General features: G+C 69.0%; 24 protein-coding genes. 14 read left to right on the forward strand and 10 right to left on the reverse strand.

Translation table 11 applies throughout. The annotated features are described in order from the left end of the window. Window positions 1-19: 19 nt before the first annotated feature. Window positions 20-1,027: a MaoC family dehydratase gene (locus BLV94_RS32180; protein WP_072936976.1), complete on the reverse strand. Its 1,008-nt coding sequence runs from the start codon at window positions 1,025-1,027 to the stop codon at window positions 20-22. Continuing rightward, window positions 1,024-1,872, reverse strand: a complete 849-nt coding sequence (locus BLV94_RS32185) for an HpcH/HpaI aldolase/citrate lyase family protein (RefSeq protein WP_072936977.1) — start codon at window positions 1,870-1,872, stop codon at window positions 1,024-1,026. The genes BLV94_RS32180 and BLV94_RS32185 overlap by 4 nt, the downstream gene beginning before the upstream one ends. 181 nt (window positions 1,873-2,053) lie before the next feature. On the opposite strand from BLV94_RS32185, the gene BLV94_RS32190 reads away from it, so the two are divergent. Then, a complete protein-coding gene (locus BLV94_RS32190) occupies window positions 2,054-3,205 on the forward strand; it encodes an acyl-CoA dehydrogenase family protein (protein WP_072936978.1) in 1,152 nt (383 codons plus the stop codon). A 30-nt stretch (window positions 3,206-3,235) separates the two neighbouring features. Continuing rightward, on the forward strand, window positions 3,236-3,982 hold the full coding sequence (locus BLV94_RS32195; RefSeq protein ID WP_072936979.1) for a GntR family transcriptional regulator: 747 nt from the start codon (window positions 3,236-3,238) through the stop codon (window positions 3,980-3,982). Window positions 3,983-4,040: 58 nt separating this feature from the next. On the opposite strand, the gene BLV94_RS32200 is transcribed toward BLV94_RS32195, so the two are convergent. Next, window positions 4,041-5,183: a beta-mannosidase gene (locus BLV94_RS32200; protein WP_072936980.1), complete on the reverse strand. Its 1,143-nt coding sequence runs from the start codon at window positions 5,181-5,183 to the stop codon at window positions 4,041-4,043. A 169-nt stretch (window positions 5,184-5,352) separates the two neighbouring features. Here BLV94_RS32200 and BLV94_RS32205 point away from each other — a divergent pair, with 169 nt between their 5' ends. Next, the gene (locus BLV94_RS32205; protein ID WP_072936981.1) at window positions 5,353-9,837 is read left to right on the forward strand and encodes an AAA domain-containing protein; all 4,485 of its coding nucleotides are present in this window, start codon (window positions 5,353-5,355) and stop codon (window positions 9,835-9,837) included. Window positions 9,838-9,858: 21 nt separating this feature from the next. Here BLV94_RS32205 and paaI read toward each other — a convergent pair whose 3' ends face one another. Genes paaI through paaZ form a run of 3 tightly spaced genes read right to left on the reverse strand, consistent with a single transcriptional unit; the run spans window position 9,859 to window position 12,642 of the window. Then, window positions 9,859-10,281: a hydroxyphenylacetyl-CoA thioesterase PaaI gene (gene paaI, locus BLV94_RS32210; RefSeq protein WP_072936982.1), complete on the reverse strand. Its 423-nt coding sequence runs from the start codon at window positions 10,279-10,281 to the stop codon at window positions 9,859-9,861. Between the two features lie 7 nt (window positions 10,282-10,288). Continuing rightward, a complete protein-coding gene (locus BLV94_RS32215; RefSeq protein WP_072936983.1) occupies window positions 10,289-10,606 on the reverse strand; it encodes an EthD family reductase in 318 nt (105 codons plus the stop codon). Beyond that, the gene (gene paaZ / locus BLV94_RS32220) at window positions 10,603-12,642 is read right to left on the reverse strand and encodes a phenylacetic acid degradation bifunctional protein PaaZ (protein WP_072936984.1); all 2,040 of its coding nucleotides are present in this window, start codon (window positions 12,640-12,642) and stop codon (window positions 10,603-10,605) included. The genes BLV94_RS32215 and paaZ overlap by 4 nt, the downstream gene beginning before the upstream one ends. A 159-nt stretch (window positions 12,643-12,801) precedes the next feature. Between paaZ and BLV94_RS32225 the strand changes: the two genes are divergently transcribed. The 11 genes from BLV94_RS32225 (at window position 12,802) to BLV94_RS32275 (ending at window position 22,653) form a co-directional block, all read left to right on the forward strand. Then, window positions 12,802-14,022 carry a thiolase family protein gene (locus BLV94_RS32225; RefSeq protein WP_072937057.1) on the forward strand — a complete coding sequence of 407 codons (1,221 nt, stop codon included), beginning with the start codon at window positions 12,802-12,804 and terminating at the stop codon, window positions 14,020-14,022. After that, complete coding sequence (locus tag BLV94_RS32230; RefSeq protein ID WP_072936985.1) at window positions 14,019-14,747, forward strand: enoyl-CoA hydratase/isomerase family protein; 729 nt, start codon at window positions 14,019-14,021, stop codon at window positions 14,745-14,747. Before BLV94_RS32225 ends, BLV94_RS32230 begins: the two co-directional genes overlap by 4 nt. Further along, complete coding sequence (locus BLV94_RS32235; protein ID WP_072936986.1) at window positions 14,744-15,598, forward strand: 3-hydroxyacyl-CoA dehydrogenase family protein; 855 nt, start codon at window positions 14,744-14,746, stop codon at window positions 15,596-15,598. The genes BLV94_RS32230 and BLV94_RS32235 overlap by 4 nt, the downstream gene beginning before the upstream one ends. Window positions 15,599-15,636: 38 nt before the next feature. Further along, on the forward strand, window positions 15,637-16,428 hold the full coding sequence (locus BLV94_RS32240; protein ID WP_072936987.1) for an enoyl-CoA hydratase-related protein: 792 nt from the start codon (window positions 15,637-15,639) through the stop codon (window positions 16,426-16,428). Window positions 16,429-16,514: 86 nt separating this feature from the next. Further along, window positions 16,515-17,468 carry a 1,2-phenylacetyl-CoA epoxidase subunit PaaA gene (gene paaA / locus BLV94_RS32245; RefSeq protein WP_072936988.1) on the forward strand — a complete coding sequence of 318 codons (954 nt, stop codon included), beginning with the start codon at window positions 16,515-16,517 and terminating at the stop codon, window positions 17,466-17,468. Then, a complete protein-coding gene (paaB, locus tag BLV94_RS32250) occupies window positions 17,465-17,770 on the forward strand; it encodes a 1,2-phenylacetyl-CoA epoxidase subunit PaaB (RefSeq protein WP_072936989.1) in 306 nt (101 codons plus the stop codon). The genes paaA and paaB overlap by 4 nt, the downstream gene beginning before the upstream one ends. 49 nt (window positions 17,771-17,819) lie before the next feature. After that, on the forward strand, window positions 17,820-18,737 hold the full coding sequence (paaC, locus tag BLV94_RS32255) for a 1,2-phenylacetyl-CoA epoxidase subunit PaaC (protein ID WP_072936990.1): 918 nt from the start codon (window positions 17,820-17,822) through the stop codon (window positions 18,735-18,737). A 1-nt stretch (window position 18,738) separates the two neighbouring features. After that, complete coding sequence (paaD, locus tag BLV94_RS32260; RefSeq protein ID WP_072936991.1) at window positions 18,739-19,248, forward strand: 1,2-phenylacetyl-CoA epoxidase subunit PaaD; 510 nt, start codon at window positions 18,739-18,741, stop codon at window positions 19,246-19,248. A 2-nt stretch (window positions 19,249-19,250) separates the two neighbouring features. Beyond that, on the forward strand, window positions 19,251-20,348 hold the full coding sequence (paaE, locus tag BLV94_RS32265; RefSeq protein ID WP_072936992.1) for a 1,2-phenylacetyl-CoA epoxidase subunit PaaE: 1,098 nt from the start codon (window positions 19,251-19,253) through the stop codon (window positions 20,346-20,348). A 32-nt stretch (window positions 20,349-20,380) separates the two neighbouring features. Continuing rightward, complete coding sequence (gene paaK / locus BLV94_RS32270) at window positions 20,381-21,679, forward strand: phenylacetate--CoA ligase PaaK (protein ID WP_072936993.1); 1,299 nt, start codon at window positions 20,381-20,383, stop codon at window positions 21,677-21,679. A gap of 11 nt (window positions 21,680-21,690) precedes the next feature. Further along, the gene (locus BLV94_RS32275) at window positions 21,691-22,653 is read left to right on the forward strand and encodes an AraC-like ligand-binding domain-containing protein (RefSeq protein WP_072936994.1); all 963 of its coding nucleotides are present in this window, start codon (window positions 21,691-21,693) and stop codon (window positions 22,651-22,653) included. 95 nt (window positions 22,654-22,748) lie between these two features. Here the strand turns inward: BLV94_RS32275 and BLV94_RS32280 are convergent, their stop codons facing one another. The 4 genes from BLV94_RS32280 to BLV94_RS32295 are packed head-to-tail and all read right to left on the reverse strand — an operon-like array spanning window position 22,749 to window position 26,463. Next, complete coding sequence (locus BLV94_RS32280; protein ID WP_072936995.1) at window positions 22,749-24,020, reverse strand: amidase; 1,272 nt, start codon at window positions 24,018-24,020, stop codon at window positions 22,749-22,751. Next, window positions 24,017-25,567 (reverse strand): solute symporter family protein, encoded by a 1,551-nt coding sequence (locus BLV94_RS32285; RefSeq protein WP_072936996.1) that lies wholly within the window; start codon window positions 25,565-25,567, stop codon window positions 24,017-24,019. Before BLV94_RS32285 ends, BLV94_RS32280 begins: the two co-directional genes overlap by 4 nt. Before the next feature lie 6 nt (window positions 25,568-25,573). Further along, a complete protein-coding gene (locus BLV94_RS32290) occupies window positions 25,574-25,867 on the reverse strand; it encodes a DUF485 domain-containing protein (RefSeq protein WP_072936997.1) in 294 nt (97 codons plus the stop codon). Window positions 25,868-25,869: 2 nt separating this feature from the next. After that, window positions 25,870-26,463, reverse strand: a complete 594-nt coding sequence (locus BLV94_RS32295; protein WP_072936998.1) for a flavin reductase — start codon at window positions 26,461-26,463, stop codon at window positions 25,870-25,872. Window positions 26,464-26,483: the final 20 nt, after the last annotated feature.

The following is a 26,483-nucleotide window of genomic DNA, read 5'->3' on the forward strand; positions in this document are numbered from 1 at the left end:
TGCTCCTTGAGGGTGGAGGTCAGGCCATGAGGGCGGTGAAGCGCCAGTCGAGGACGGGGACGTCGGACGCTGTGGCGTTGTGCGCGAACACCAGTGAACGCAGATGCAGTATTCCGCCGCCGCCGGGCAACTCCTCGGCGCTCTCGATTTCGAGTTCGCTGGTGAGGGTGTCGCCCTCGTGGACGGGACCGGTGTGGTCGCAGGACTTCCAGCCCAGGACCGTGACGAGGTTCGGCAGGGCGCGCGTGGCCTGCCCGAGCGCGATGCCGATGGTGTGCCCGCCGTAGACCAGTCGTCCGTCGGCGCCGACTCGTTCGTCGTGGTGGGTTGCCGCGATGTTGAGGGTGAGGCGCGCCAGTTCGGGGGCGCTCGACACCACGTCGCCGCTGCTCCGCAGCACGGATCCGGCGAGGTCGGCCGAGAAGTGCTGCCCCGGAACCTTGTCGCGGTAGCGGGCGAGGTCCCAGCCCTCGGGGGCGGCGAACGACTGCTCCGACTGCGGCCCGATCGCGGACAGGTCGTCGGACTTGCGGACGCGGTCCTCGTCGGGGTTCGCGCTCAACGGGAGCATCGCGCAGCGGTAGAAGTCGAGGACGGTGCGGCCGTCCTGGTCGGTGGACGTCATCCGCAGAGCCGCCAGACCGGTGGGTTTGCGTCCCGGTTTCGCCGAGTTCTCCCGCAGTCCCACCACTTCGGTGCGCGTGTAGAGCGTATCGCCGAGATGCGGGAAGTGATGGAAGCGGAGGCCGCGGTAGAACAGGTTGGCCTTCACGTGGTGAGTGGCCAGCGTGGACTGTCCGATGGCGACGTCGGTGACGAGGCCGGGGTTTGCGACGGCGTCCGCGGACCCGGTGACGGCCCGGGACAGGTGCGCGTCGAGGGGCAGCCGCAGGCGGTCGCCGAGGATGGCTTGATGGGCGGCGGCGAGGCCGCTGGTGAGGGTGACGGCGGGGGCGGTGTCGAATTCCTGCCCGACCTCGAGTTCGTCGAAGTACGGGCCACCGACATACGTCTGCGTGATCGTCACTGTGCACCTACCTGGGCGAGAACGCGTCGTGCCGCGACTGCGACGGCCTCGTCGAGCATCTGCCCGTCGAGTTGCGCCGCCCCGGCGCCCGCTGCCTCGGCGGCAGCGAGTGCGTCGATCACGCGTCGCGCGTCCTCGACCGCGGTGTCGGTGGGGGTGAAGGCCGCAGCGGCGGACTCGACCTGCGCGGGATGGATGACCCATTTTCCGTCGAATCCGAGCGCGCTCGTCCACGCGGCCGAGTGGCGGAAGGCGTCGTCGTCGGCGATGCCGAGGAACGGGCCGTCGATCGCCTGGATGCCGGCGGCGCGGGCGGCGACGAGGATGCCGTCCTGGATCGCGAGCCAGTGTTCGGGGAGGGCGGTTCGGGATCGGCCGAGGGCCGCCCCGAGGTCGGCGTAGCCGATGATGACGGACTCGAGTCGGTCGACGGCGCGGGTGATGTCGGCGATGTTCTGCACGCCGACCGGGGTTTCGACGAGAGCCTGCAACCCGATGTCGGTACCGGCGAGAGCGTGATCGGCGCGGACCAGATCCTGCGCCGTCTCCACCTTGGGAACCACGATGCTCGTGAGCGCGGCGCCGAGGGAGGCGCACAGGGCGAGGTCGTCCTCCGCCCACGGCGTGGTCAGCGCGTTGATGCGGACCGCGACGGCCCGGGAGCCGTCCGATTCGAGCACGAGGCGGCGCACGAGGTCGCGGGCCTCGGCCTTCTTGGCGGAGGCGACGGCGTCTTCGAGGTCGAGGACCACCTCGTCGGCGGTCGACCGGAGCGCTTTGAGGGCCTTGCGCTCGTCGGATCCGGGGGCCACCAGAACGGCGCGCCTGCGGGTGAGGTTCTGCACGATGCTTCATTCCTAGGGTCCGGGAGCCCGGGTCGGGCTGGATATGTACGGCCAGCCTGATGCGGCTGCGCTGCTGATGCTGGCAGCGACGCAGCGGTCATGTCAAGACCGATCGTTGACTTTAGGCAGACATTGTCGGATTATGGCCGTACAAATGTTGTGGAAGGTGTGAGGTGGATTCATGGCCAAGCTGAACGAAGAAGAGGCGTACCTGGTCGAGACGGTGCGCGCGTTCATCGATCGCGACGTGAAGCCGACGGTGCAGGCGGTGGAACACGCCAACGAGTACCCCGAGAAGTGGATCGAGCAGATGAAGCAGATCGGGATCTACGGTCTGGCGGTCCCGGAGGAGTACGGCGGATCACCGGTGTCGATGCCCTGCTACGCGCAGGTGACGCAGGAACTGGCCCGCGGATGGATGAGCCTCGCCGGTGCGATGGGCGGGCACACCGTCGTCGCGAAACTGCTGTCGCTGTACGGCACGGAGGAGCAGAAGCAGCAGTACCTGCCGAAGATGGCGACCGGCGAGATCCGGGCCACCATGGCACTGACCGAGCCCGGCGGTGGCTCGGATCTGCAGGCCATGTCCACCAACGCCAAGGCGGACGGTGACGACCTGGTGATCACCGGTTCCAAGACCTGGATCTCCAACGCGCGTCGGTCGGGGCTGATCGCGTTGCTCTGCAAGACCGACCCGCAGGCGACCCCCAAGCACAGGGGCATCTCCATCGTCCTGGTCGAGCACGGCCCCGGTCTGACGGTGTCGCGGGATCTGCCGAAGCTCGGCTACAAGGGCGTCGAGACGTGTGAGCTGTCGTTCGACGGGTACCGTGCCCCCGCGTCCGCGATCCTCGGTGGCACCCCGGGCAAGGGGTTCGGCCAGATGATGAAGGGCCTGGAGACGGGACGTATCCAGGTGGCGTGCCGGGCGCTGGGTGTGGCCACGGCGGCGCTCGAGGATTCCCTCGCCTACGCGCAGCAGCGGGAGAGCTTCGGTCAGCCGATCTGGAAGCACCAGTCGATCGGCAACTACCTCGCCGACATGGCGACCAAGCTGACCGCGGCCCGGCAGCTGACCTGGCACGCGGCGGAGCAGTACGACAGCGGCGACCGGTGCGACATGGAGGCGGGCATGGCGAAGCTGTACGCGTCCGAGGTGGCGATGGACATCGCCCTGAACGCCGTCCGTATCCACGGTGGTTACGGCTATTCCACCGAGTACGACGTGGAGCGCTACTTCCGGGACGCCCCGCTGATGATCGTCGGCGAAGGCACCAACGAGATCCAGCGCAATGTCATCGTCTCGCAGTTGGTGTCGCGAGGCGGCATCTAGTCGGCAACCTGCACGTAGGATCGGTGCGCGATGAACGGTAGAGAACGAGACACGGAGCCGGCGTACCAGCTGGTGTCGAGGCAGCTCCGCGAGCATATTGCTGCAGGCAAGTACAGCGGCGGGATCAAGCTGCCCACCGAATTCGAGCTCGCGGACCAGCACGGCGTCAGCCGGCAGACCGTTCGTCGCGCATTCCAGGACCTGGTGGCCGAGGGCATCGTCTACCGGGTCCCGGGCCGGGGCACGTTCGCCGCCGAGTCCGACGGCCGATACCTGCGGCAGCTGGGGTCGATCGAGGATCTGATGAACCTGTCCACGGACACCACCATGGAGGTGGTCACGCCCCTGCGCCGGCGGGTTGACATCGAGGCGGCGAGCAGGCTCCGCCTCGACACCGACCTCGTCAACACGGTCGTGTTCCGGCGACGCCACGACGACACCCCGTTCGTGCTGACCACCGTCTATCTGCCTGACGAGATCGCCCGGTTCGTCGCCGACGCACCCGAGATGTCCGAGGGCGCCGTCAGCTCGCACACGATCATCGGCCTGCTCGAACCGCACCTGCGGAGCCCCATCACCGAGGCTGCGCAATCGATCACCGTTGCGCCGGCGCCGGCGGACGTGGCCCGAGAACTCGGCTGCTCCGAGGGCCACTCGATGCTGCGGGTGGACCGCCTCTACTCCGACTCGGACGGGCGGACCGTCGAATTGGCGGTCAGCTACTTCCTGCCCGAGCATTACACCTACCGCGTGACCCTCCGCCGCGGCGGACGCTGACCTCGCTGCTCAGTCTCGAACCGGAGGAATCCGTCTCCTGGGCTCGACGATTCACGGTCTACGTGTCGGCCGGGGCGGTGCCCGAGCCCCAGCTTCCGAACTGCTCCACCACGCCCCACAGCGGGTCGGTGGGGCCGATGTCGTACGTGCACTCGGCGGGCCGGGGGTCCGGGACGAACGCCCACAGCAGCGCCCCGGCCGCGCCCGCGTCCCGCTGCCCCTGGATCTTGGCGCCGATGTGCGTCGCCCGGTCCGTCAGGCTGGCGCACGATCCGGCGAGTTCGCCGATCTCACCCATCAGGAGCGGTTTGCCGAGCGCCGCAGCCTGTTCGAGGCGCCGCGCGAGCCCGTTCCACTGATCGCCGGGCAGCGGAACCCCGTCGGCGCCGTAATCGTGGTACTGCACGACGTCGACATACGGTGACGCCGAGACGAATTGGTACTCGTCGCCCTGGGTTCCGCACTGGCCGCCGCCGGTGAATCCCGCCGTGATCAGCGTGCGCGGATCACGGGCCCGCACCTCGGCGCCCGCGGCGTCGAAGAAGTCACGCAGCACCTGTGCCGCACCGGGCTCGCACGACCGGGTCCACCACGAGCAGTCGGCGTCGGTGCACGTGCTCGTCTCCGGCTCCCCGACGAGTTCCCACGCCGCCAGCGACGGCGATCCCCGGAATCGGTCGACGGCGGTCCGCGTCCAGTCGCGGAAGCTCATCAGCGTGCGAGGCGCACCCGGCGTCATCGTCGTCCAGCCGTCCACGTACCACTGCCTGCCCTTGAACACCCCGTCCTCGCACGCCCCGTCCTGGGGTGCGAGAACCGGGATCAGCATCTGGTCGTGCGCCTCGGCCGCCGCGAACACGGCGTCCATCGGCCCGAAGTCGAGCTGTCCGGTGAAGCGGTTGATCGCCAGCGCCTGGAAGAGGTTGAAACGGGTCAGCGAGTGCGGCGGCAGCGCGGAGAAGTAGGAGTCGAGGTCGACCATCGCGCCGCAACCCCAATTGACCGACCAGTTCGTGGCCAATTGGTAGGCGTTGAACCCGGTCGGCCACCACGGTTGCCCGTCGAGCGCGAACCCGTCGGGCGAGGCGGTGACCCTGGCCCCCGGCGCGGGAGCGGCAGCCGACACGAAGCCCCCTCCCAGCGCCGTCAGAGCGACGGTCGCGATCACCGCGGCCAGTTTCGTGATGCGCGTCACCGTCATGGATGGATAGTAGGGACCAGTCGGTACGAATGGAGGTTTGTTTCGCCCCTCGAGCGACCGTCCAGTCCCGCTGACAGGGGACGACGCCTCGAACTTCACCCCCTCGACCCGATAGTGTGCACGGCGGGGGCAAGCGCACGTCATCACCGAGAATTCGCAGAGGTTTACATTGTCGAGTCCCGAAAACGACGCCGAGCTCGCAGGCCGCGTCCAGCGCCTGCTGCAGTTCCTGCGTGAGATCGTCCGGGCTCGCACGAAGCCGGTTCTCCGCGTCGACCAGCACGAACAGGTTGAATGGCTGCATCAGGACGGCCGGACCATCCAACTCGATTCCGACGCCGCGCAGGGCGACATCGTTCTGCGGGTGCCCCTCATCGGCGTCGAGGATCCGCCGGAACTACCGACCGTCCTGGCCGGCTGGGTGGATGCGTCGGCCCGGGCCGACAGCTCGCGGTCCGACCTCGAGCTGAACGCGTCCGACGCGTACGCCGAGGACTCCGACGAGGAATACGACGTGCGCCGCGCGTACGACGTCCGGCAGGCGTTCGACGCGTACGTGCCGCGCTGGCAGGCGTGGGCGAAGGCGGATCGGGAGCGTCGCCCGCACGCCGATCTGTACCAGTCGCTGCAGCGGATGCTGCAGGAGCTGAACGCCCGCCCCGAGTCGATCGAACTCGTGCTCGCGTCCGGACTGCTGACCCTGGCCGGTGCGGGACCGGACGGCGGTGTCCAGACCCACCTGGTCACCCAGTCCGCGAGCATCCACCGCGATCCGCGGACCGGCGACCTGCTGGTGCGGCTGATCGCGGGCTCCCAACCCCGGCTCGAAGACTCCCAGTTGTTCACCGGACTGGACGTCTACGACAGCGCGCACGCGATGCCGCTGCAGAAGCAACTGCAGGACACCGTCACGTCGCCGCTGGGCGACGGCGTCCGCACACTCCTCGCGGAGTGGGCTCCGAAGTCGCTGACGGCGTACGTCGATGTGCGCGACAACGTCCGGCAACCGGCCGACGACGCGAACGGCACCGTGACGCTGTCGCCCGCCCTGGTGCTGCGCAAGCGCAGCGCGTTCGCCCTGGTCGAGTACTACGAGCAGATGATCTCCCACCTCGACGGCGACGGCGCGACCGTCCCGCTCGGGCTCGCCCAGCTCGTCGAGGCGATCGAACCGGCGGACCGGCTGTCGTGGCTCGAGCGCACCGGCGCGGCCACCTCCTCCACCCTCGCCGAGGACCCGCTCTTCCCGCTTCCGGCCAACGCCGAGCAGTCGCAGATCATCGAGCGGCTCGGCGGCGACAGCGGAGTGGTGGTCGAAGGCCCGCCCGGGACGGGCAAGACCCACACGATCGCCAACCTGGTGTCGGCGCTGCTCGCCCGCGGCCAGCGGGTGCTCGTCACGAGCGAGAAGGCGCAGGCGCTCCGCGTCCTGAGGGACAAGCTCCCGCCCGAGATGCAGGAGCTGTGCGTCTCGATCACGGACCTGTCCCGCGGCGGCTCGGACGAGCTCACCCGCAGTGTGGCGACCATCGCCGAACGGAAGTCGTCGTTCAACCCGCACAGCGAGGGGCAGAAGATTGCCGACCTCCGAGCCCAGCGGGACGAGGCCGTGCAGAAGCGGGCCGTCGTGCTCGAGCAGGTGAAGGCGCTGCGCGAGTCCGAGACGTACCAGCACGACGCCGTCGCCGACGGCTACGAGGGCACCGCCGCCACCATCGTCCGCAAGGTCATGGGCCTGCAGGATGCGTTCGAGTGGCTTCCCGGACCGCTGCTCAGCGAGCAACCGCCCCTCACCGGCACCGAGGTCGAAACCCTGCGCCGGCTGTGCGTGACGGCGTCCCCCGAGCGCGCGCAACGTGCACGCCAGACGCTTCCCGCGCTGGACCTTCTGCTGCCGAACCGGGCCGAACTCGAACGGCTCTGCTCGCGCGCGTCGACCAGCATCCCCATCGACACCCCGCAGTCGGCGCATCTGCTCGACGTCCTCGGCGGCGTCGATCCGGAGACCGCATACTCCATTCGCAGGCACTGCAAGGAACTGCAGGCCCGCGCGCACGACGTCCTCGACCTGGACGGCCAGTTCCAGAGCCTCGCCGACACCGTCCTGTCCGGCAGGGCCACCCATCTGTGGGGGCGCCTGGACGCGCTGCCCGCGATCGTCGAGGCGGCCGCGGCCGCCGACCGGTACATCGGTGCGCAGGACGTCCAGTGCGCCGTCATGACCCGACCCGCCCTGCAGGCGGTGGGTGCGCTCGCCGTCGCGATGGAAACCGGCACCGTCGAGTGGAAGGCCCGGTTCCGTCGCAGCGAGGAGCAGAAGGCCGTCGAGGAGCTCGGCCTCGACGCCACCGTCGACGGCGTACCCGCCACGACCGCCGCCACGGTGCGGCTGGTGACCGAGCACCTGCGCGCCCACGACGCCGCGCAGACCGCCGCGACCCTGCTGGCCGATCTGCGGATTCCGGTGGACATGAACGGGTCTCGTGCCGTTCAGGTCGACAGCCTCAACATGATCGTCGGCCGGGTGGCCCGCGTGCGCGCCCTCCTCGTCGCCCGCGACGCGCTGGCCCGTGAACTGTTCGCGCTGTCCCCGAACGCGCCGCGGATCCGCAACCTCGCGGACGCCACCGCGGTGGCCGGGGCCGCGGAGGCCATCACCACCCGCGCCGACGTGGACAGTGCGCGTGCAGAACTCGACACCATCGTCTCGGCCGTCTCCACCGAGGTCGACGCGGGACCCTCACCCGAAGGCACCGCCCTGGTGGCGGCGCTCGACCAGGCGGACAACACCGCGCTCTCGGAGGCTCTCACCCGCTACGCGATCGCCCGCGTCGAACAACAGGATCAGCGGCTGTTCGACGAGTTGTCCGACCGGCTCTCACCCGTCGCGCCGGCACTGTACGACCTCGTGCGCAGGACGGCGGCGCTCACCGAGTGGGACGAGATGAGCTGGCAGATGTCGGAGGCCTGGGCGTGGCGCCGCGCCCGGCAATGGGTCACCGAGCAGCACCGGGCCGGTCGTGAGCAGGAACTCGAAGCCGAACTCAATGCCGTCGACGCGGATCTCGCGCATCTCACCGCGCGGCTCGCGGCGGCCACCGCCTGGCGCGACTGCCTCGAACACCTGACGGCCGACCAGGTGCGGGCACTACAGACGTACCGCGAGCACATCTCGAGCATCGGTGCAGGCGCCGGAAAGTACGCCGAGAAGTACCGCAGCGCAGCACGATCCGCGATGGGGGAGGCGCAGGGCGCGGTGCCCGCGTGGGTGATGCCGCTGCAGCAGGTCCTCGCGTCCATCCCGCCCGTGCCGGGCAGCTTCGACGTCGTCATCGTCGACGAGGCGAGCCAGGCCGACATCACCAACCTGTTCCTGCTGTGGCTGGCGCCGCGGGTCATCGTCGTCGGCGACGACAAGCAGTGCGCCCCCGCCGACATCCCCACCAGCGGCACCCTCGACGACGTGTTCACCCGCCTGGACGCGTACCTGCCCGACCTCCCCGAGTACGTCCAGGCCACGCTCACCCCGCGGTCGAGTCTGTTCTCGATTCTGCGCACCAGCTTCGGGCAGGTCGTCCGGCTCCGTGAGCACTTCCGCTCCATGCCCGAGATCATCAACTGGTCGAGCACCCAGTTCTACGGCGAACTGCCGCTGGTCCCGGTGCGTCAGTTCGGCGCGGATCGGCTTCCGCCGCTGAAACATACGTACGTATCCGACGCTTCCGTGTCGGGCAAGGACTCGACCCTCACCAACCACGTCGAGGCCGCCGCCCTCGTCGATCAGCTCATCGAATGCCTCGTCGACCCCCGCTACGACGGCAAGACATTCGGAATCGTCGTGCTGCAGGGGCAGTCCCAGGTCGACGCCATCCGAACCGAACTCGTCAAACGCATCGGCATCGAACAGTGGGAGCAGCGACGACTGCGCGTCGGGACGCCGCCCGACTTCCAGGGCGACGAACGAAGCGTCGTCTTCCTGTCGATGGTCGTGGGACCGGAGCAGAACTTCGCACCGCTGACGGCGAACCAGTACAAGCGGCGGTTCAACGTCGCGGCGACACGCGCGCAGGACCAACTGTGGTTGTTCCACTCCGTGACCGTCGACGAACTGAAGCGGGCCGACTTACGCAACTCCCTGCTCAGCTACATGATGTCGACGTCGCCGGCGCCGGCCGACCCGATGCCGCAGGACGTCGACCGCGACGTGCGGATCCCCCCGTTCGACAACCTCCTCGAACAGCGGGTGTTCAACGACATCGCCGACCGCGGTTACCACGTCAATTCCCAAGTCGAGGTGAACAATCGGCGCATCGACCTCGTCGTCACCGGCGGCACCAGGAGGCTCGCTGTCGAATGCGACGGCGACGCCTTCTCGACCACCCCGGAACAGAGGATCGCGGACCTCGAACGCGAGCAGGAACTCAAGCGGTGCGGCTGGACGTTCTGGCGCGTCCGGGAGTCGGAGTACTACCTCGACCCGAAGGCCGCGCTGTCGAGCCTGTGGGACACGCTGGACAACCTGGGCATCGCCCCGCACGCGGTCGATCACGCGATGGCCATCGAGGCCGCCGCCACCGAACGCGCGGCGCGCGACGCGGCCGCCGCGACCGAGCGAGGGAAGCATGCGGCGCCCATAGGCGCTTCGCGCCCGTGAGTACTTGTTAACGTCCCGCGGTTAACAAGTACTCACGGGCCGGAGGCAACGGCTGTCGCCACGGAACTCGGCGATGACGTCGTCGCCGCGCCGGACGGTGACGTCGTAGAGGCCGTTGCGCCCGAAGCGGGCCCGTTCCACCGCCTCGGCGACGAGGGTGTCGCCGAGGCGGGTGGCCGTGAGGAACCGGATGTCGGCGCGGGCGGCGACCGCGGCAGTGTCGTACCCGTTGCACGCCATCGCGAATGCGGTGTCGGCGAGGGTGAACACGAAGCCGCCGTGGGTGATGCCGTGACCGTTGACCATGGTCTCACCCACGACCATCGACGCGACCGCGTGACCGGGGCTGAGCTCGAGGATCTGGATGCCGAGCGCGCGGGACGCGTTGTCTGCCTCGAACATCTCCCGCGCGATACGGCATTCCGCGGACGCGTCGACAGTCATGGTTCTCCTACTGGTTGTAGACGGATTCTTCTTCTTGGACGTACATGGTGACGCCACCGGTGGCGAAGTTGCGGACGTCCTTTCCCGCCTGCTTCATCTCCTCGGACTGCAACCCGGACTTCATGGTCTCGGCGTCGGGGAAGACGAGGCTCGCGACGGCGTAGTACGGCGGCTTCCCACCGTCGAGGGCGCTGCACTTGCCCCACGTGAAGTCGGACAGGCCGGGGACCTTGCGTGCCAGCGGCATGTGGGTGTCGCGGTAGTAGGCGTCGAACGCGTCGGGGTCATCGGGCTGGCCGTAACAGACGGCGACCTTGAAGCTCATGCATCTTCTCCTTTGGCGACGAGGGTGAGAACGTCGTACGTTGCGACGGGGTCGCCGTCCTGGTTGACGACGACTGCATCCCAACGGACTTCACCGTAGTCGGCGCTGCTGCGCGGGGTGATGAGCTTCGCGGTGAGGGTGACGGTGAGGCTGTCGTCGGCCTTGACTGGGGTGAGGAACCGGAGGTTGTCGACGCCGAAGTTGGCGAGGACGGGACCGGGGTTGGGTTCGACGAACAGGCCGGCGGCGAGGGAGACCACCAGGTACCCGTGGGCGACGATGCCACCGAACAGCGGGTTGGCGGCGGCGGCCTCGGGGTCGGTGTGGGCGTAGAACGTGTCGCCGGTGAACTCGGCGAAGTGGTCGATGTCGGCGAGGGTGACCTGGCGGGGGCCGCCGACGATGGTGTCGCCGATCCGCAACTGCGCGAGGTTCTTCCGGAACGGGTGGACGCCGTCGTCGTTGCGCTGGGAGCCGGTGACCCATTTGTTCCCGACCGCGGTGAGGATGTCGGGGGTGGCCTGGACCGCGGTGCGTTGCATGTGGTGCAGGATGCCGCGGATGCCGCCGAGTTCCTCGCCGCCGCCGGCGCGTCCGGGTCCGCCGTGCACGAGGACGGGCAGCGGTGAGCCGTGGCCGGTGGATTCCTTGGCGTCGTCGCGGTTGAGGACGAGGACGCGGCCGTGGAACGGGGCGAGGCCCAGGACGATGTCGCGGGCGAGTGCGGAGTCGCGGGTGACGAGGGAGGCGACGAGGCTGCCCTTGCCGCGGGCGGCGAGTGCGATGACCTCGTCGGTGCTGTCGTATCCGATGACGGTGCTGACGGGACCGAACGCCTCGATGTCGTGGGGTTCGGTGGCGTCCTTGTCGTCGGAGCGCAGCAGGATCGGCGGCAGGAACGCGCCGGTCGCCTTGTCCGCGCCGACGACGTCGAAGTTGTCCGGGTCGCCGACGACGATCTGCGCCGACTTGGTGAGTCCGCGAAGCGACTTCAGGACCTCGTCGCGCTGTTCGATGCTGGCGAGGGCACCCATCGTGACGCCTTCGGCGTCGGGGGCGCCGACGACCACGCGGGACAGCCGGGCCTGGGCGGCGGCAATGACGTCGTCCATCAGCGCGGACGGCACGAGGGCGCGCCGGATGGCGGTGCACTTCTGGCCGGCCTTCACCGTCATCTCGGTGACGAGTTGCTTGACGTAGAGGTCGAATTCTTCGCTGCCCGGTTCGACGTCGGAGCCGAGGATGGAGGCGTTGAGCGAGTCGGCCTCGGCGTTGAAGTGGACGCCCTCACCGACGACGTTCGGGTGCGCCCGCAGGGTTGCCGCGGTGTCGGCGGAGCCGGTGAACGCGACGGAGTCCTGCCCGCCGAGGTGGTCGAGCAGCCCGCGGGCGCTCCCCGACAGCAGCTGGACCGAGCCCTCGGGCAGCAGCCCGGATTCGATGATGCGACGGAACACCAGTTCGGTGAGGTACGCCGACTGGCTCGCGGGCTTCACGATCGACGGGACGCCGGCGATGAACGCGGGGGCGAGCTTCTCGAGGAAACCCCACACCGGGAAGTTGAACGCGTTGATCTGGACGGCGACGCCGCGGCGGGACGTGTAGACGTGCTGGCCGAGGAACGTGCCCTTCTTGCCGAGCTGTTCGAACGCTCCGTCGAGGTAGACGGTGTCGTTGGGGAGTTCGCGGCGGGCCTTGCTCGCGTAACTGAGGAGGGTGCCGAAGCCGCCGTCGATGTCGACGCCGGAGTCGCGTTTGGTGGCGCCGGTCGAGGTGGACAGGGCGTAGAACTCGTCCTTGCCCGCCATGAGGGTCAGGGCGAGCGCCTTGAGGGCGGCGGCGCGCTCGTGGAAGGTCAGCTTCGCCAGGGCCGGTCCGCCGACCTCGCGGGCGTAGGTCACCATCTCGCCGAGGTCGAGACCGGTCGCGGAGATGCGCGCCACCTCGGAGCCGTCGACCGCACTCAGCAGCGGGGTTCCCTCGTCCGGCGCGGTGTACCAGCGTCCGGCGGCGTAGCTTTCCAGTAACTTGCTCACGACAACTCCATTTCACCGTACGTTCGGTCGGTTAACAGAATCGTCGCTCTACCCGCTGGTTGTCAAGGGAGGATGTGAAGTTTCCCATCGCGACCTGCCCTTGCGTACCGACCGAAGATTCGGTTATTAATAGACGGCACCCCCGTGAAGGAGAAGACTGTGGCCGAAGTGTTTCTGGTGGACGGAGCCCGTACCCCGCAGGGTCGGTACGGCGGAGCGCTCGCAGGAGTGCGCCCCGACGACCTTGCTGGTCTCGTCGTGGCCGAGGCAGCCCGCCGGGCCGGAATCCCGGGCGAGGCCGTCGACGAGGTGATCCTCGGCGCCGCCAACCAGGCCGGCGAGGACAACCGCGACGTCGCACGCATGGCCGTGCTGCTCGCGGGCCTGCCGGACAGCGTCCCCGGCTACACGGTGAACCGGCTGTGCGCGAGTGGTCTGACCGCCGTCGCGTCGGCTGCGCACACCATCCGTAGCGGCGAGGCCGACATCGTGATCGCCGGCGGCGTCGAGTCGATGACCCGCGCACCCTGGGTGATGGCCAAGCCCGGAACCCCGTGGGCACGTCCGGGGGAGGTGGCCGACACCTCGCTCGGCTGGCGTTTCACCAACCCGCGGTTCACCGCCGCCGACCGCGACGTTCCTGCCGGCGCCGGACCGGACGTCCGCAAGGTGACGCTGTCGATGGGCGAGACCGCCGAGGAGGTCGCCGCGCTCGAGGGCATCACCCGCGCCGAGAGCGACGCGTTCGCGCTGCGCAGCCAGGAGCGGGCGATCGCCGCCGTCGACGCCGGCCGGTTCGACCGCGAGATCGTCCCGGTGCCGCTGCGCGACGGCGAACTGACCGCCGACGAGACCCCGCGCCGGGGCACCACGCTGGAGAAGCTGGGCAAGCTGAAACCGGTGTTCCGCACAGACGGCATCGTGACCGCCGGCTCGTCGTCCTCCCTCTCGGACGGTGCCGCGGCGCTCGTCGTCGCGAGCGAGGCCGCCGTCGAGCGGTACGGCCTGACCGTCCGCGGCCGCATCGTCACCAGCGCGAGCGCGGGCATCGCCCCCAACGTCATGGGTCTCGGCCCGGTACCGGCTACCCGCAAGGCGCTGGCCCGCGCCAACTGGTCGATCTCCGACCTCGGCGCCGCCGAACTCAACGAGGCCTTCGCCGCGCAGTCGCTCGGCGTGATCCGGCAGCTGAAGCTGGATGAGTCGATCGTCAACGCCGACGGCGGCGCCATCGCGCTCGGTCACCCGCTGGGCTGCTCGGGTGCGCGGATCCTGCTGACGCTGCTCGGCCGGATGGAACGCGAAGGCGCCCGCCGCGGGCTGGCCACGCTGTGCGTGGGCGTCGGCCAGGGCGTCGCGATGCTGATCGAGGCGCCGTGAACACGCTGAAGGTCGAGGACCGCGACGACCGCATGGTCGTCACGCTGCACCGTCCGGCGCAGCGCAACGCGATCAATGCGGAGATGATCGCCGAACTGCACCAGGTGTGCGCGGTGCTGGAGGCGACGCCGAAGCCGCTGCTGCTGACCGGTGAGGGCGACCACTTCGCCGGTGGTGCCGACATCGCCGAACTGCGCGAACGCGGCCGCGACGAGGCGTTCGCCGGCATCAACCGCACGCTGTTCGACCGCATCGCGAAGTTGCCGATGCCCACCGTCGCCGCGGTCAGCGGATACGCGCTCGGCGGCGGCGCCGAACTGTCCTACGCCTGCGACATCCGCATCGCCACCGAGACCGCGGTCTTCGGGAACCCGGAGCCGGGGCTGGGCATCATGGCCGCGGCAGGCGCGAGTTACCGGCTGCCCGAACTGGTCGGCAAGTCCGTCGCCAAGCAGGTCCTGCTCGGCGGCCGGAACCTCGACGCCGATGCGGCGCTGCGGCACGGACTCGTGATGGACGTCGTCGCACCCGGCGAGCACATCGACGCAGCGCACAAGGTCATCGACCGCATCACCCGTTCGGCGCCGCTGGCCCTGAAGCTGACCAAGATCATCGTCGACGCACCGGGCTCGCACCCGTTCGCCGACGACATCGCCCAGGCGGTGCTGTTCGAGAGCCGCGACAAACACGACCGCATGACTGCCTTTCTGGAGAAGAAGAGATGACGAGCACAGCACCGAAGAACGTCGGAGTGGTCGGCGGCGGCCGGATGGGCGCGGGCATCGCGCAGGTCTTCGCCACCCTCGGCTCCACCGTCACCATCGCCGAGAGCGGCGACCGGCAGGCGGCCCTGCAGCGGGTGTCCGACGGACTCGACCGAGCGCACGAGCGCGGCAAGCTCGGCGACGCCGACCCCGCGACGATCCTCGGACGGGTGTCCACGGTGAAGGCGCCCGACGCGCTCCCGCCCGCCCTTGATCTGGTGGTCGAGGCGGTGCCGGAACTGGTCGACCTCAAGCTCGGCGTGCTCGCACTGCTCGAGAAGACCGTCTCGCCGGCCACCGTGATCGCTACCAATACGAGCTCGATCTCCATCGCCGAACTCGGTGCCGCGCTGAACGATCCGGCCCGCCTGATCGGGATGCACTTCTTCAATCCGGTCCCGGCGTCGACGCTCGTGGAGATCGTGCGGGCCCCCGCCACCGACGCCGGTGTGGTCGAGAAGGTGCGCGAGTGGGTGTCCCTGCTCGGCAAGACCGAGGTGCTCGTTAACGATTCCCCGGGATTCGCGACCAGCCGGCTCGGGGTGTGCCTCGGGCTCGAGGCCATCCGGATGCTCGAGGAGGGCGTCGCCGACGCCGAGTCCATCGACCGGGCCATGGAGCTGGGATACCGGCATCCGATGGGGCCGCTGCGGTCCACCGACCTGGTCGGCCTCGACGTCCGGCTCGCGATCGCCGAGCACCTCGCGAAGGCCCTCGGTGAGCGGTTCGCCCCGCCCGCTCTGCTCCGCGAGAAGGTCGCGCGCGGCGAACTCGGCCGCAAGACCGGCCAAGGCTTCTACACCTGGTCCTGAGAGGCCACCCCACCACAACCAGCAGGAGGCGCATTCTCATGAGCAGTAACGACGTGATCGGACTTTCCGTGGACGCGGGGCTGGCCACCATCACCCTGCGCCGGGCGGGCGCGTCCAACGCGCTCGACCGCGCGGTGAAGGAACAGTTGCTCGCCGCGGTCGAGAAGGTGGCCGGCGACGACAGCGTGCGCGCCCTGCTGCTGGCGGCGGAGGGGAAGAACTTCTGCGTCGGCCAGGACCTGGCCGAGCACGTGGCCGGCCTCGAGGCCGATCCCGCACACGCGATGGACACCGTCGCCGAGCACTACAACCCGCTGCTCCGGGCCTTGGCCGGGGTCCGGGTGCCGGTGGTCGTCGCGATCAACGGGGCGTGCGTCGGGGCGGGTCTCGGCATCGCCCTCGCCGGGGACATCCGGATCGCGGGGGAGGGCGCCAAGTTCGCCACCGCGTTCACCGGGATCGCCCTGGCCGGGGACTCCGGCCTCAGTCACACGCTCGTGGAGGCGCTCGGGGCGAGCCGCGCGACGGGGCTGATGATGCTCGGCGACCGGTTCACGGCCGCGCAGGCGCTGGACTGGGGGCTGGTGCACCGGGTGGTGCCCGACGCCGAACTCGGGGACGCGGCCGCCGCGCTGGCGCGGCAGCTCGCCGACGGTCCCACCGCCGCGTATGCGCAGGTCAAGTCGCTGGTCTCGGCGGCGTCCGCGGGGCTGTCGGAGGCGCTCGAGCGGGAGCGTGAGGCCGCGGAGGCGCTCGGGCAGTCGAAGGACCACCGCAGTGCGGTCGACGCGTTCCTCGCGAAACGCACGCCGATCTTCGAAGGACACTGACGTAATTCGGCTCCCGCCCTTGTGTGGGCGGGAGCGGACATGCATACTTGATACCAACCGATCATTCGGTAATAGAGGTAGGACATATGACCACGTCACACGCTTCCGACGAGCTGCAAACGCTCTTCGATGACACCATCGCCGCCGACCAGAGGGTCGAGCCCCGGGACTGGATGCCCGACGGCTACCGCAAGACGCTGATCCGGCAGATCGCGCAGCACGCGCACTCGGAGATCATCGGCATGCAGCCGGAGGGCAACTGGCTCACCCGGGCGCCGTCGCTGCGTCGCAAGGCGATCCTCATGGCGAAGGTCCAGGACGAGGCCGGGCACGGCCTGTACCTGTACTCGGCCGCCGAGACGCTCGGAGCCGACCGCGCCGACCTCACCCAGAAGCTGATCGAGGGCAAGCAGAAGTACTCCTCGATCTTCAACTACCCGACGCTCACCTACGCCGACGTGGGAGTCATCGGCTGGCTGGTCGACGGCGCCGCGATCTGCAACCAGGTGCCGTTGTGCCGCAGCTCCTTCGGGCCGTACGCCCGCGCGATGATCCGGGTCTGCAAGGAGGAGTCGTTCCACCAGCGGCAGGGCTTCGAACTGCTGATGACGATGATGCGCGGCAGCGACGCCCAGCGGGAGATGGTGCAGGAGTCGGTGAACCGGTGGTGGTGGCCGGCGCTGATGATGTTCGGACCGCCGGACGACCAGTCGCCGAACTCCGAGCAGTCCATGAAGTGGCGCATCAAGCGGCACACCAACGACGAACTCCGTCAGCGGTTCGTCGACATGTCCATCCCGCAGGCCGAGGTCCTCGGCGTGACGTTCCCGGATCCGGACCTGAAGTGGAACGCCGAACGCGGCGCCCACGACTTCGGGGAGCCCGACTGGAGCGAATTCATGCAGGTGATCAAGGGCAACGGCGCCTCGAGCGTCGAGCGCGTCGCCAACCGGCGGGCAGCACACGAGAACGGGGCGTGGGTGCGGGAGGCCGCAACGGCCTTCGCCCGCCGCGAGAGCAACAAGGAGAACGCACGATGAGCACGGACGACACCGCGGTGCGCGCGGACTGGCCCCTGTACGAGGTGTTCCTGCGGGGCAAGCGCGGACTCAACCACGTCCACGTCGGATCCCTGCACGCCGCCGACGACGAGATGGCCGTCCGCCACGCGCGGGACGTGTACACCCGGCGCAACGAGGGTGTGAGCATCTGGGTGGTGCGGTCCAGTTCGATCGTGGCGTCCAGCCCGTCGGAGAAGGACCCGTACTTCGCGCCCAGCGGCGACAAGGTGTACCGGCACCCCACGTTCTACGAGATCCCCGACAACGTTCCCCACATGTGATCCGGCCCAGACCGTTTCGCAGGCCGACGAGAATTCCGAGGATGTACCGATGACCGACCACGACAACGCCTACGACGGCCTCGTCGACGAAGACAGCCACGGCCAGTGGGCTTTCGGCACCAGCTTCGACGACCCCCTGGCCGGCGTCGACACCACGGTTCCGGGTGACGTCGACCTTGCCGCCCTGGCCGGATACTGCCTGATGCTCGGCGACGACGCGCTGATCAGCTCGCAGCGGCTCGCCGAGTGGAGCACGCGCGCACCGGAACTCGAGGAGGAGGTGGCGCTCGCGAACGTCGGCCTCGACCTGCTCGGTCAGGCGCGACTGCTGCTCGCCCGGGCGGCCGCCGCGGACGCGTCGGTGGTGCCGTTCATTTCGGACACGAGCCCGATTCCCGCCGAGGACGCGCTCGCGTTCTTCCGCGACGAGAACCGGTTCCGCAACACCCGTCTGGCCGAACTCGACAACGGCGACTTCGCGCAGACCGTTACACGACTGCTGGTCTTCGCCACGTGGCGACTGGCCCTGTTCGACCGCCTGCGCACCTCCCGCGACCCCGTTCTCGCGGCGGTCGCGGTGAAGGGCGTCAAGGAACTGACCTACCACCGCGACTACGCCGCCCGGTGGGTGGTGACGCTCGGTTGCGGTACGGCGGAGTCGAAGTCGCGCATGGAGGACGCCGTTGCCCGGGTGTGGCCGTACGTCGAGGAACTCTTCACCCCGACGACCGAGGAACTCGCCCTCGCCGCTGTGGGTGTCGGCGTCGACCCGCGGGACCTCCGCGAGGAATTCGACACCGTCCTCGCCCAGGTGCTCAAGGCCGCGGAACTCACCGCCCCCACGGGCCGGACCGTCGGCACCGTCGGCGGCCGAGCCGGACGTCAGGGCCTGCACACCGAGGCCCTCGGACTGCTGCTCGCCGAGATGCAGAGCGTGGCCCGGGCCCATCCGGAAGGAGTGTGGTGACATGACCACCGCAGTGCGCAGCGACGCCCGCCGCCTCGCCGAGTCCGTCCTGGACCCGGAGATGCCGATGCTCACGCTCGCCGATCTGGGAGTGCTCCGCGACGTCGAGGAGAACGCCGACGGATCGGTGGTCGTCACGATCACCCCCACCTACTCCGGGTGCCCCGCCATGGCCACGATGCGCGACGACATCGAGCACATCCTGCAGGACGCCGGCTTCGGCAGCGTCGAGGTCCGGACCGTCCTGTCGCCGCCGTGGAGCACCGACTGGATCAGCGACGACGGCCGGCGCAAGCTGCGCGAGAACGGCTACTCGACACCGGGTCCCGCGCCGCTGCGCACGTCCGGGCCCGTCCCGCTGACCCTCACCGTCAAGCCGCGGGCCGTCACGTGCCCGGTCTGCCACTCCGCCAACACCCGTCTCGACTCGGAATTCGGGGCGACGCTGTGCAAGGCGCTGTACCGGTGCCTCGACTGCCTCGAACCCTTCGATCACGTGAAGGAAATCTGATCATGACCACAGCGGTGTCCCCGAAGCCCGGCGCGGCGTTGCGCAACAGGGCGTTCCACACGCTCACCGTCGCCGACGTCGAATCCCTCTGCGACGACGCGGTCGCGGTCACGTTCGACGTCCCCGCCGACCTCGCCGACGAGTTCGCGTTCGGCCCCGGCCAGTCGCTCACCCTGCGGCGCACGATCGACGGCGTCGAGCACCGCCGCTCGTACTCCATCTGCGCGCCTGCCGGTTCGGCGCCGCGGGTCGGTGTGCGCGAGGTGTCCGACGGCCTGTTCTCGACGTGGCTCGTCCGCGACGTCCGGCCCGGCGACCGGATCGAGGTGCAGGGCCCGAGCGGATCGTTCGTCGCCGACCCCGAGGCCGGTGGCAGGCACGTGCTGATCGCCGCCGGATCGGGCATCACCCCGATGCTGTCGATCGCCGCGTCGATGCTCGCCAACCCCGAGGCCGAAGTCGTTCTCCTGTACGGAAACCGGCGCACCCGCTCGGTGATGTTCGCCGAGGAGATCGCCGACCTCAAGGACACGTACGGGTCCCGCTTCGACATCATCCACGTCCTGTCCCGCGAGCCCCGCGAGGTGGAACTGTTCACCGGGCGCCTCGACGCCGACCGGTTGCGTGCCCTCTTCACGTCCATCGTGCCGCTCGCCGACATCGACCACTTCTGGCTCTGCGGCCCGTTCGGGATGGTCACCGACGCCGAGACGGTGCTCGGGGAACTGCAGATCGACAAGAGCCGCGTGCACCACGAACTGTTCTTCGTCGACGACGTCCCGCCGCCGATGGAGAAGCACCGCGAACCCGGTGTCACCGGGCCGAGCAGCGAGGTGACCCTCGTCCTGGACGGCCGCTCGACCACCGCGACGTTGCCGCGGGACGAGTCGATCCTCGACGCCGCCGAGAAATACCGCTCCGACCTCCCGTTCGCCTGCAAGGGCGGCGTCTGCGGAACGTGCCGCGCCAAGATCACGTGCGGTGACGTGGACATGCGCCGCAACTACGCGCTCGAGGACTACGAGGTCGACTCCGGCTTCGTGCTGACGTGCCAGACCTTCCCGGTCAGCGACAACGTGACCGTCGATTTCGACGCCTGACCTTACCCAGCCCGCCCACCCCGGAGACTAGAATGACCAGTATCGCCACCCCCTCGCAGGACATCGAGTTCGCCACGCGCGACCGGATCTCGACGCTGCAACTCGAACGTCTGCAGTGGTCACTTCTCCACGCGTACACCAACGTTCCGCATTACCGGAAGGCGTTCGACGACGCCGGTGTGCACCCGAGCGACCTGAAGGACCTGTCCGATCTGGCGAAGTTCCCGTTCACCGCGAAGGCGGACCTGCGGGCGAACTACCCGTTCGGGATGTTCGCGGTGCCGCAGGAGAAGGTCTCCCGCATCCACGCCTCCTCCGGCACCACGGGCAGGCCGACGGTGGTCGGGTACACCGCGAACGACATCAGCAACTGGGCCGACCTGATCGCCCGGAGCCTGCGGGCCGGTGGCGTGAAACCGTCCGACAAGGTGCACGTCGCGTACGGGTACGGACTGTTCACCGGCGGCCTCGGCGCGCACTACGGTGCGGAACGGCTGGGCTGCACGGTGATCCCGATGTCCGGGGGCATGACCGACCGCCAGATCCAGCTGATCGAGGACTTCGAACCCGACGCGATCATGGTGACCCCGTCGTACATGCTCACGATCGTCGACGCGATGATCAAGAAGGGCATCGACCCGTCGAAGACGTCGCTGCGGACCGGGGTGTTCGGCGCGGAGCCGTGGACCGAGGAGATGCGAACCGAACTCGAGAAGCAGCTGAACATGGACGCCGTCGACATCTACGGACTGTCCGAGGTGATGGGCCCCGGTGTGGCGATGGAATGCGTCGACACCAAGGACGGCCTGCACATCTGGGAAGACCACTTCTACCCGGAGATCATCGACCCGGTCACCGGCGACGTCCTCCCCGACGGCGAGGAGGGCGAACTCGTCTTCACCTCGCTCACCAAGGAGGCCATGCCGATCATCCGGTACCGCACCCGCGACCTCACCCGCCTGCTGCCGGGCACGGCGCGGTCGGTGCGGCGGATGCAGAAGGTCACCGGGCGCACCGACGACATGATCATCCTGCGCGGGGTGAATCTGTTCCCCACCCAGATCGAGGAACTGATCCTCACAATCTCCGCGCTGGCCCCGCAGTTCCAGTGCATCCTCGACCGCCCCGGTAGGATGGACGAACTGACCGTACGAGTCGAAGCCCGCCCTGACGCGTCCGCCACCGATCACCCCCGTTCCGCCGCCGAACTCCAGAAGCTGGTCAAGAACCGCATCGGAGTGAGCGTGAAGGTGGATGTGGTCGCCCCCGGCGCACTGGAGCGGTCGCTCGGCAAGGCACGGCGACTGATCGACAACCGCTCCGCTCTGTGAGGTGATCGAAGGTGCGTCTCGGTGGTGAACACGCGCGTCACGACGACGGCCAGTTCGAACACTGGCGGCAGGCCGTCTCCACGGCGTTCGTCCCACTCGCCGTGGTGTCCACCGCCGAGGACGGCGAGGCCAGGTTCACCGGGACCCTGCGCACCACCGCGCTCGGCGGACTGCAGCTCAGCGAGGTCGGGGGACGGGCGGTGGACGTCCGGCGGACCCGCACGTCCATCAAGCGGTCCGACCCCGGCCTGGTGAAGGTGGGCCTGCAACTGTCGGGCCGCGGCGTCATCGTCCAGGATGACCGTGAGGCCGTGCTCGGGCCCGGCGATTTCGCCGTCTACGACACCAGCAAGCCGTACGACCTGCACTTCGCCGGCGACTTCAGCATGTTCGTGCTGATGTTTCCCCGCGAACTGCTGCGCATAGCCTCGCGGGAACTGGGCACGGTGTCAGCGCGCCGCATCCGCGGTAGCACCGGGATGGGCGCGCTCGTCTCGCCGTTCCTGACGAACCTCCACCACTCCGTCGTGACCGGCACGATGCCGACGACCCCCCTCGTCGAGGACGCGGTCGTCGACCTGCTCAGCGCCGCGGTGCAGGCGGAGGCACCGGCCGACGCCACCGCTCCCGGCGCGACACTGCTGCTCCGTGTGAAGTCGTTCGTCGACGCGCACCTGCACGACCCCGCGCTCGACACCGCCACGGTGGCGTCCCACCACCACGTGTCGACGCGGCACCTGCAGAAGATGTTCGAGGCGGACGGGCACACAGTGGCCGGGTGGATCCGTCACCGCAGGCTCGAGAAGTGCCGCCGCGATCTCAAGGACGTCCGCTTCCGTGGCGAGAGCATCGGAACCATCTGTGCCCGGTACGGTCTCGTCAACTCTTCGCACTTCTCGCGGCTGTTCAAGGACACGTACGGCGTGTCGCCGCGAGCCTTCCGCGAACAGGAACTCCTGTCGATCAGCGTGTGAGGTCGGCGCCGGCTCCCCCACGTGAGTGGGAAAGCGTGCCGGAACACACTTTCCCACTCACGTGCGGAGGGCGACTCGCTCGTCCGTGGGCGTTGTCAGAGAACGGATTCCAGCCAGGCGGCCGTGTCGAACAGGCGTTGCTCGGCGCCGGGGCGCCCGATCAGCTGCAATCCGAGGGGCAGGCCTGCGCTGTCGCGCTTGCCGGGGATGGTGACCACGGGCAGGCCCATCGCCTGCCACGGTCGGCTCAGCACGGGCGTCCCCGTCGCGTCGTGGCCGCGGGGAGCGGCGCCGAGTGCGGCGGGTCCGAGGACGGCCTCGTCCTCGTCCAGCGCCGCGAGCAGCAACTGCCGGATTTCGGTGATTCCGGCCAGGGCGGCGCGGTACTGAGCCTCGGTGGTCTGGGCTCCCGCGGTGAACAATTCGGCGAGGGGTGCACTGATCTTGTCGGGCTGCGCCGCCTCGACGGCGCGTTCCCGGGCGGCGTCGTACGCCATCACCGTGTGGTGGTGTTCCGTCAGCGCCACGACGGCCGCGGCGGCGTCGACCTCACGGCATCGAACACCCGCGGACTGCGCGGCACCCGCGGTGGTCCTGAGCGCCGCCGTCATGTCCGGGGACACCTCGCCGAGTTCGAACCCACTCCACAGGCGGAGCCGGCGCGGCGCGGAAGGCTCGAGAGCGGGCGCCCGGGTGCCGTCGCGCAGCGCCGTCCACGCGAAGTGCAGATCGGACACCGTGCGTGCCAGCAGCCCCACCGTGTCGAGACGGGGACTCAATCCGGTGATGCCGGCGGTCGAGAGTTCGCCGTGGGCGGTGACGAAACCCGCGACTCCGCAGAACGACGCCGGCCGGGTCAGCGATCCCGCGGTCTGCGTGCCGAACGCCAGCGGCACCATGCCCGCGGCCACCGCTGCCGCCGAGCCGCTCGACGACCCGCCGGGGGTGTGGTCCACGGCGCGCGGATTGCGGGTGGGGCCGGGCTTGAAGTACCCGAACTCGGTGGTCACGGTCTTGCCGACCGGGAGCGCGCCGAGTGCGCGCGCACGCGCCACACAGTCGGCGTCCGTCGCCGCCGGTTCCGCGCTCCGGAGCTCACTGCCGCAGCGCGTCGGCATGCCGGCGACGTCGATCAGATCCTTGACGCCGACGGGAACACCCCACAGCACGCTGCCGGGGTCGCTGGATTGGATCCGGGCGGCCGCCGACCGCACCGCGTCGGGATCGAGGTGGGCCCAGGCGCGGATTGCCGGGTCCTGGTCCGCGATCTGCGCGAGTGCCGCCTCCGCCACGTCGACCGGCGTCGTCGAACCCGCCGACAGCTGTTCGACCAGGTCCCGAAGTGGTGACCGTAGCTCCGTCTTCATTGCATCGCCGCCATCGTGTCGTCGTTCTTCGTCTCGGTCTGTCCGGTGAGCGCCCGGGTGCGCATCACCGAGAAGAGGCGGTCGGCCCGTGCCTTGGTCTCCCCGGACGGCGCCGACAGCAGTGCGACGACGACGGACACCGCCAGCGAGAGGGGCGCCACGGCGAGTGCCGGGTTCGAGAATCCGAGGATGGAGTCCGGCCCCTGGACGACCGGGCTGAGCAGGATGACGGTGATCGACAGCACCAGCCCGACGACGATGCCGGAGATGACGGCACGTGCCGTCATGCGCTTCCAATACATGGTCAGCAGCAGCGCGGGCAGGTTCGCGCACGCGGCGATGGACATTCCCAGCGACGCGAGGAACGCGACGTTCTGCTTCTGCGCCGCGAACGCGATGGCGACACCGATGACGCAGGTCGCCACGGTCGCGACCCGGGCCGCGCGGTGCTGAGCCTTCGCCGATACCGAACCGTTCCGGATCACCTGCCCGTACAGGTCGTGTGCGATCGCACCCGATGTCGCGATCACCAGGCCGGACAGCGCGGCCAGAATGGTCACGAACGCCACGGCCGCGACGAACGCCAGCAGCACTCCGCCGCCGACGGTTTCCGCGAGCTGCGCGACCGCGAGGTTGCCGCCGCGGTTCTCGGACTTGATCACCTCGACCCCGACCAGCTTGGCGGCGCCGTAGCCGAGCACGGGAACGAGGAGGTAGAACGCGAAGAAGATCCAGATCGCCGTGTAGGCGGACGTTCTCGCCTGCCTCGCGTCCGGGACGGTGAGGAATCGGATCATGACGTGCGGCAGGCCGAGCACGCCGAGAACGAGCCCGACGGTCTGCGACAACTGGTCGAACGACGCCGCGCCCGACGTGCGCTGCGGTGCGACGAACGACTGACCGAATTCGGCGAGCGCGGTGCTGAACGGGCCGAAGGGGTTGAAGTCGAAGCGCACGAGCACGAGAACGAACAGCACGACGGCGCACACCATGAGCAGACCGGTCTTGATGATCTGGATCCAGCTGGTGGCGAGCATCCCGCCGACGAGCGTGTATGCGGTGGTGAGTGTTCCGATGATCAGCACGGCCACCGCGTAGTCGAGGTCGAACAGCAGCGACACCAGCAGTGCGGCGCCGACCAACTGCGACACGAGATAGACCACGCTGATCACCACGGTGCTGAGCGCCATCATCGAGCGCACGTCCTTGCCGGGGAAGCGGGTGGCGAGGACATCCGCCAGCGTGAAGCGGCCGAGGTTGCGCAGCGGTTCGGCGATCAGCAGCATCGCGAGAACGAACGCGACGGGCACGAAGACCGCGAGATAGAACCCGTTGAAACCGGTCAGGGCGATCGCACCGGTGACGCCGAGAAACGAGGCGGCAGAGATGAAGTCGCCGGCGATCGCGACACCGTTCTGGCGACCGGTGAGGCTGCCGCCCGCGACGTAGTGATCGGCCGCCGACTTGTTCCGCTTGGACGCCCACGCGGTGATCATCAGGGTGACGGCGACGAGCGCCGCGAAGAGTGACGCAGAGACGAGGTTCACGGCGCGTTATCCTTTCGTCCGCGATGCGGTTCGGGCGTCGAGTTCGGCGGCACGCGCCATGTAGTACCGGGCCACGACGATGGCGACGGCGAATTGCGCGACTGCGTAGAGCCACGCCACGGTGACACCGCTGAACACGACGCCGTCCAGCAGTGAGGTGAACCCGCCGAGGATCGGCAGGGGCAGGAACAGTGCGAGGACCAGGGCGCTGAGACGAAACGTCAGGGCGGCACGGGTATCTGCGAGCTCCTGCAGGTCGGAATCCTGCGGGAGCCCTTCTCGAGGTGGCGAGGTGTCCATGTCTATCTACCTCCGGCTGCGGTGGGGACGAGGGCGGGTGTCACGGTGATCGGATCGGACCATTCGTCGTAGAACAGCCAGTCGGGGGACTCGACCGGGACCGACAATCGGTGGAACTTGCGCTGGAAGTAGACGAGGCTGTCGCCCTGTTCGCGTGTGCGGACGCGGTCGAGTTCGATGAACATCACCGAATGCGATCCCATTGTCTTGATGTCGGCGATCCGGCCCGCGAGCACCACATGGGCGGCGCGCAGGATCGGGACACCGTCGCCGGTGTCCTCCTCCCAGATGTCCCACTGGAAGCGGTCCGCCATCGCTACTTTCGTCGCGCCCGCGAAATGCATGGCCAGCTCTTCGTCGTCGCCGGCGAGCACGTTGATGCCGACCCGGCCATTTTCCCGGAATACGTTGTGCATCGCGCTGTTCTGATTCACGCACACGAGCGCCGTAGGAGGGGAGTCGGTCACCGAGCAGACCGCGGTGACGGTCATTCCGCAGCGCCCGGCGGGGCCGTCGGTCGTCACGACGTTGACCGCGGCGGGCAGATTCGCCATGGCGGTGCGGAAATTCAGTTGCATGGGAGTGAGTTCGGGCATTTTCAGCCTCCGTGAGTCGG

It is taken from the genome of Rhodococcus koreensis (assembly GCF_900105905.1).
GTDB classification, from domain to species: Bacteria; Actinomycetota; Actinomycetes; order Mycobacteriales; family Mycobacteriaceae; genus Rhodococcus_F; species Rhodococcus_F koreensis.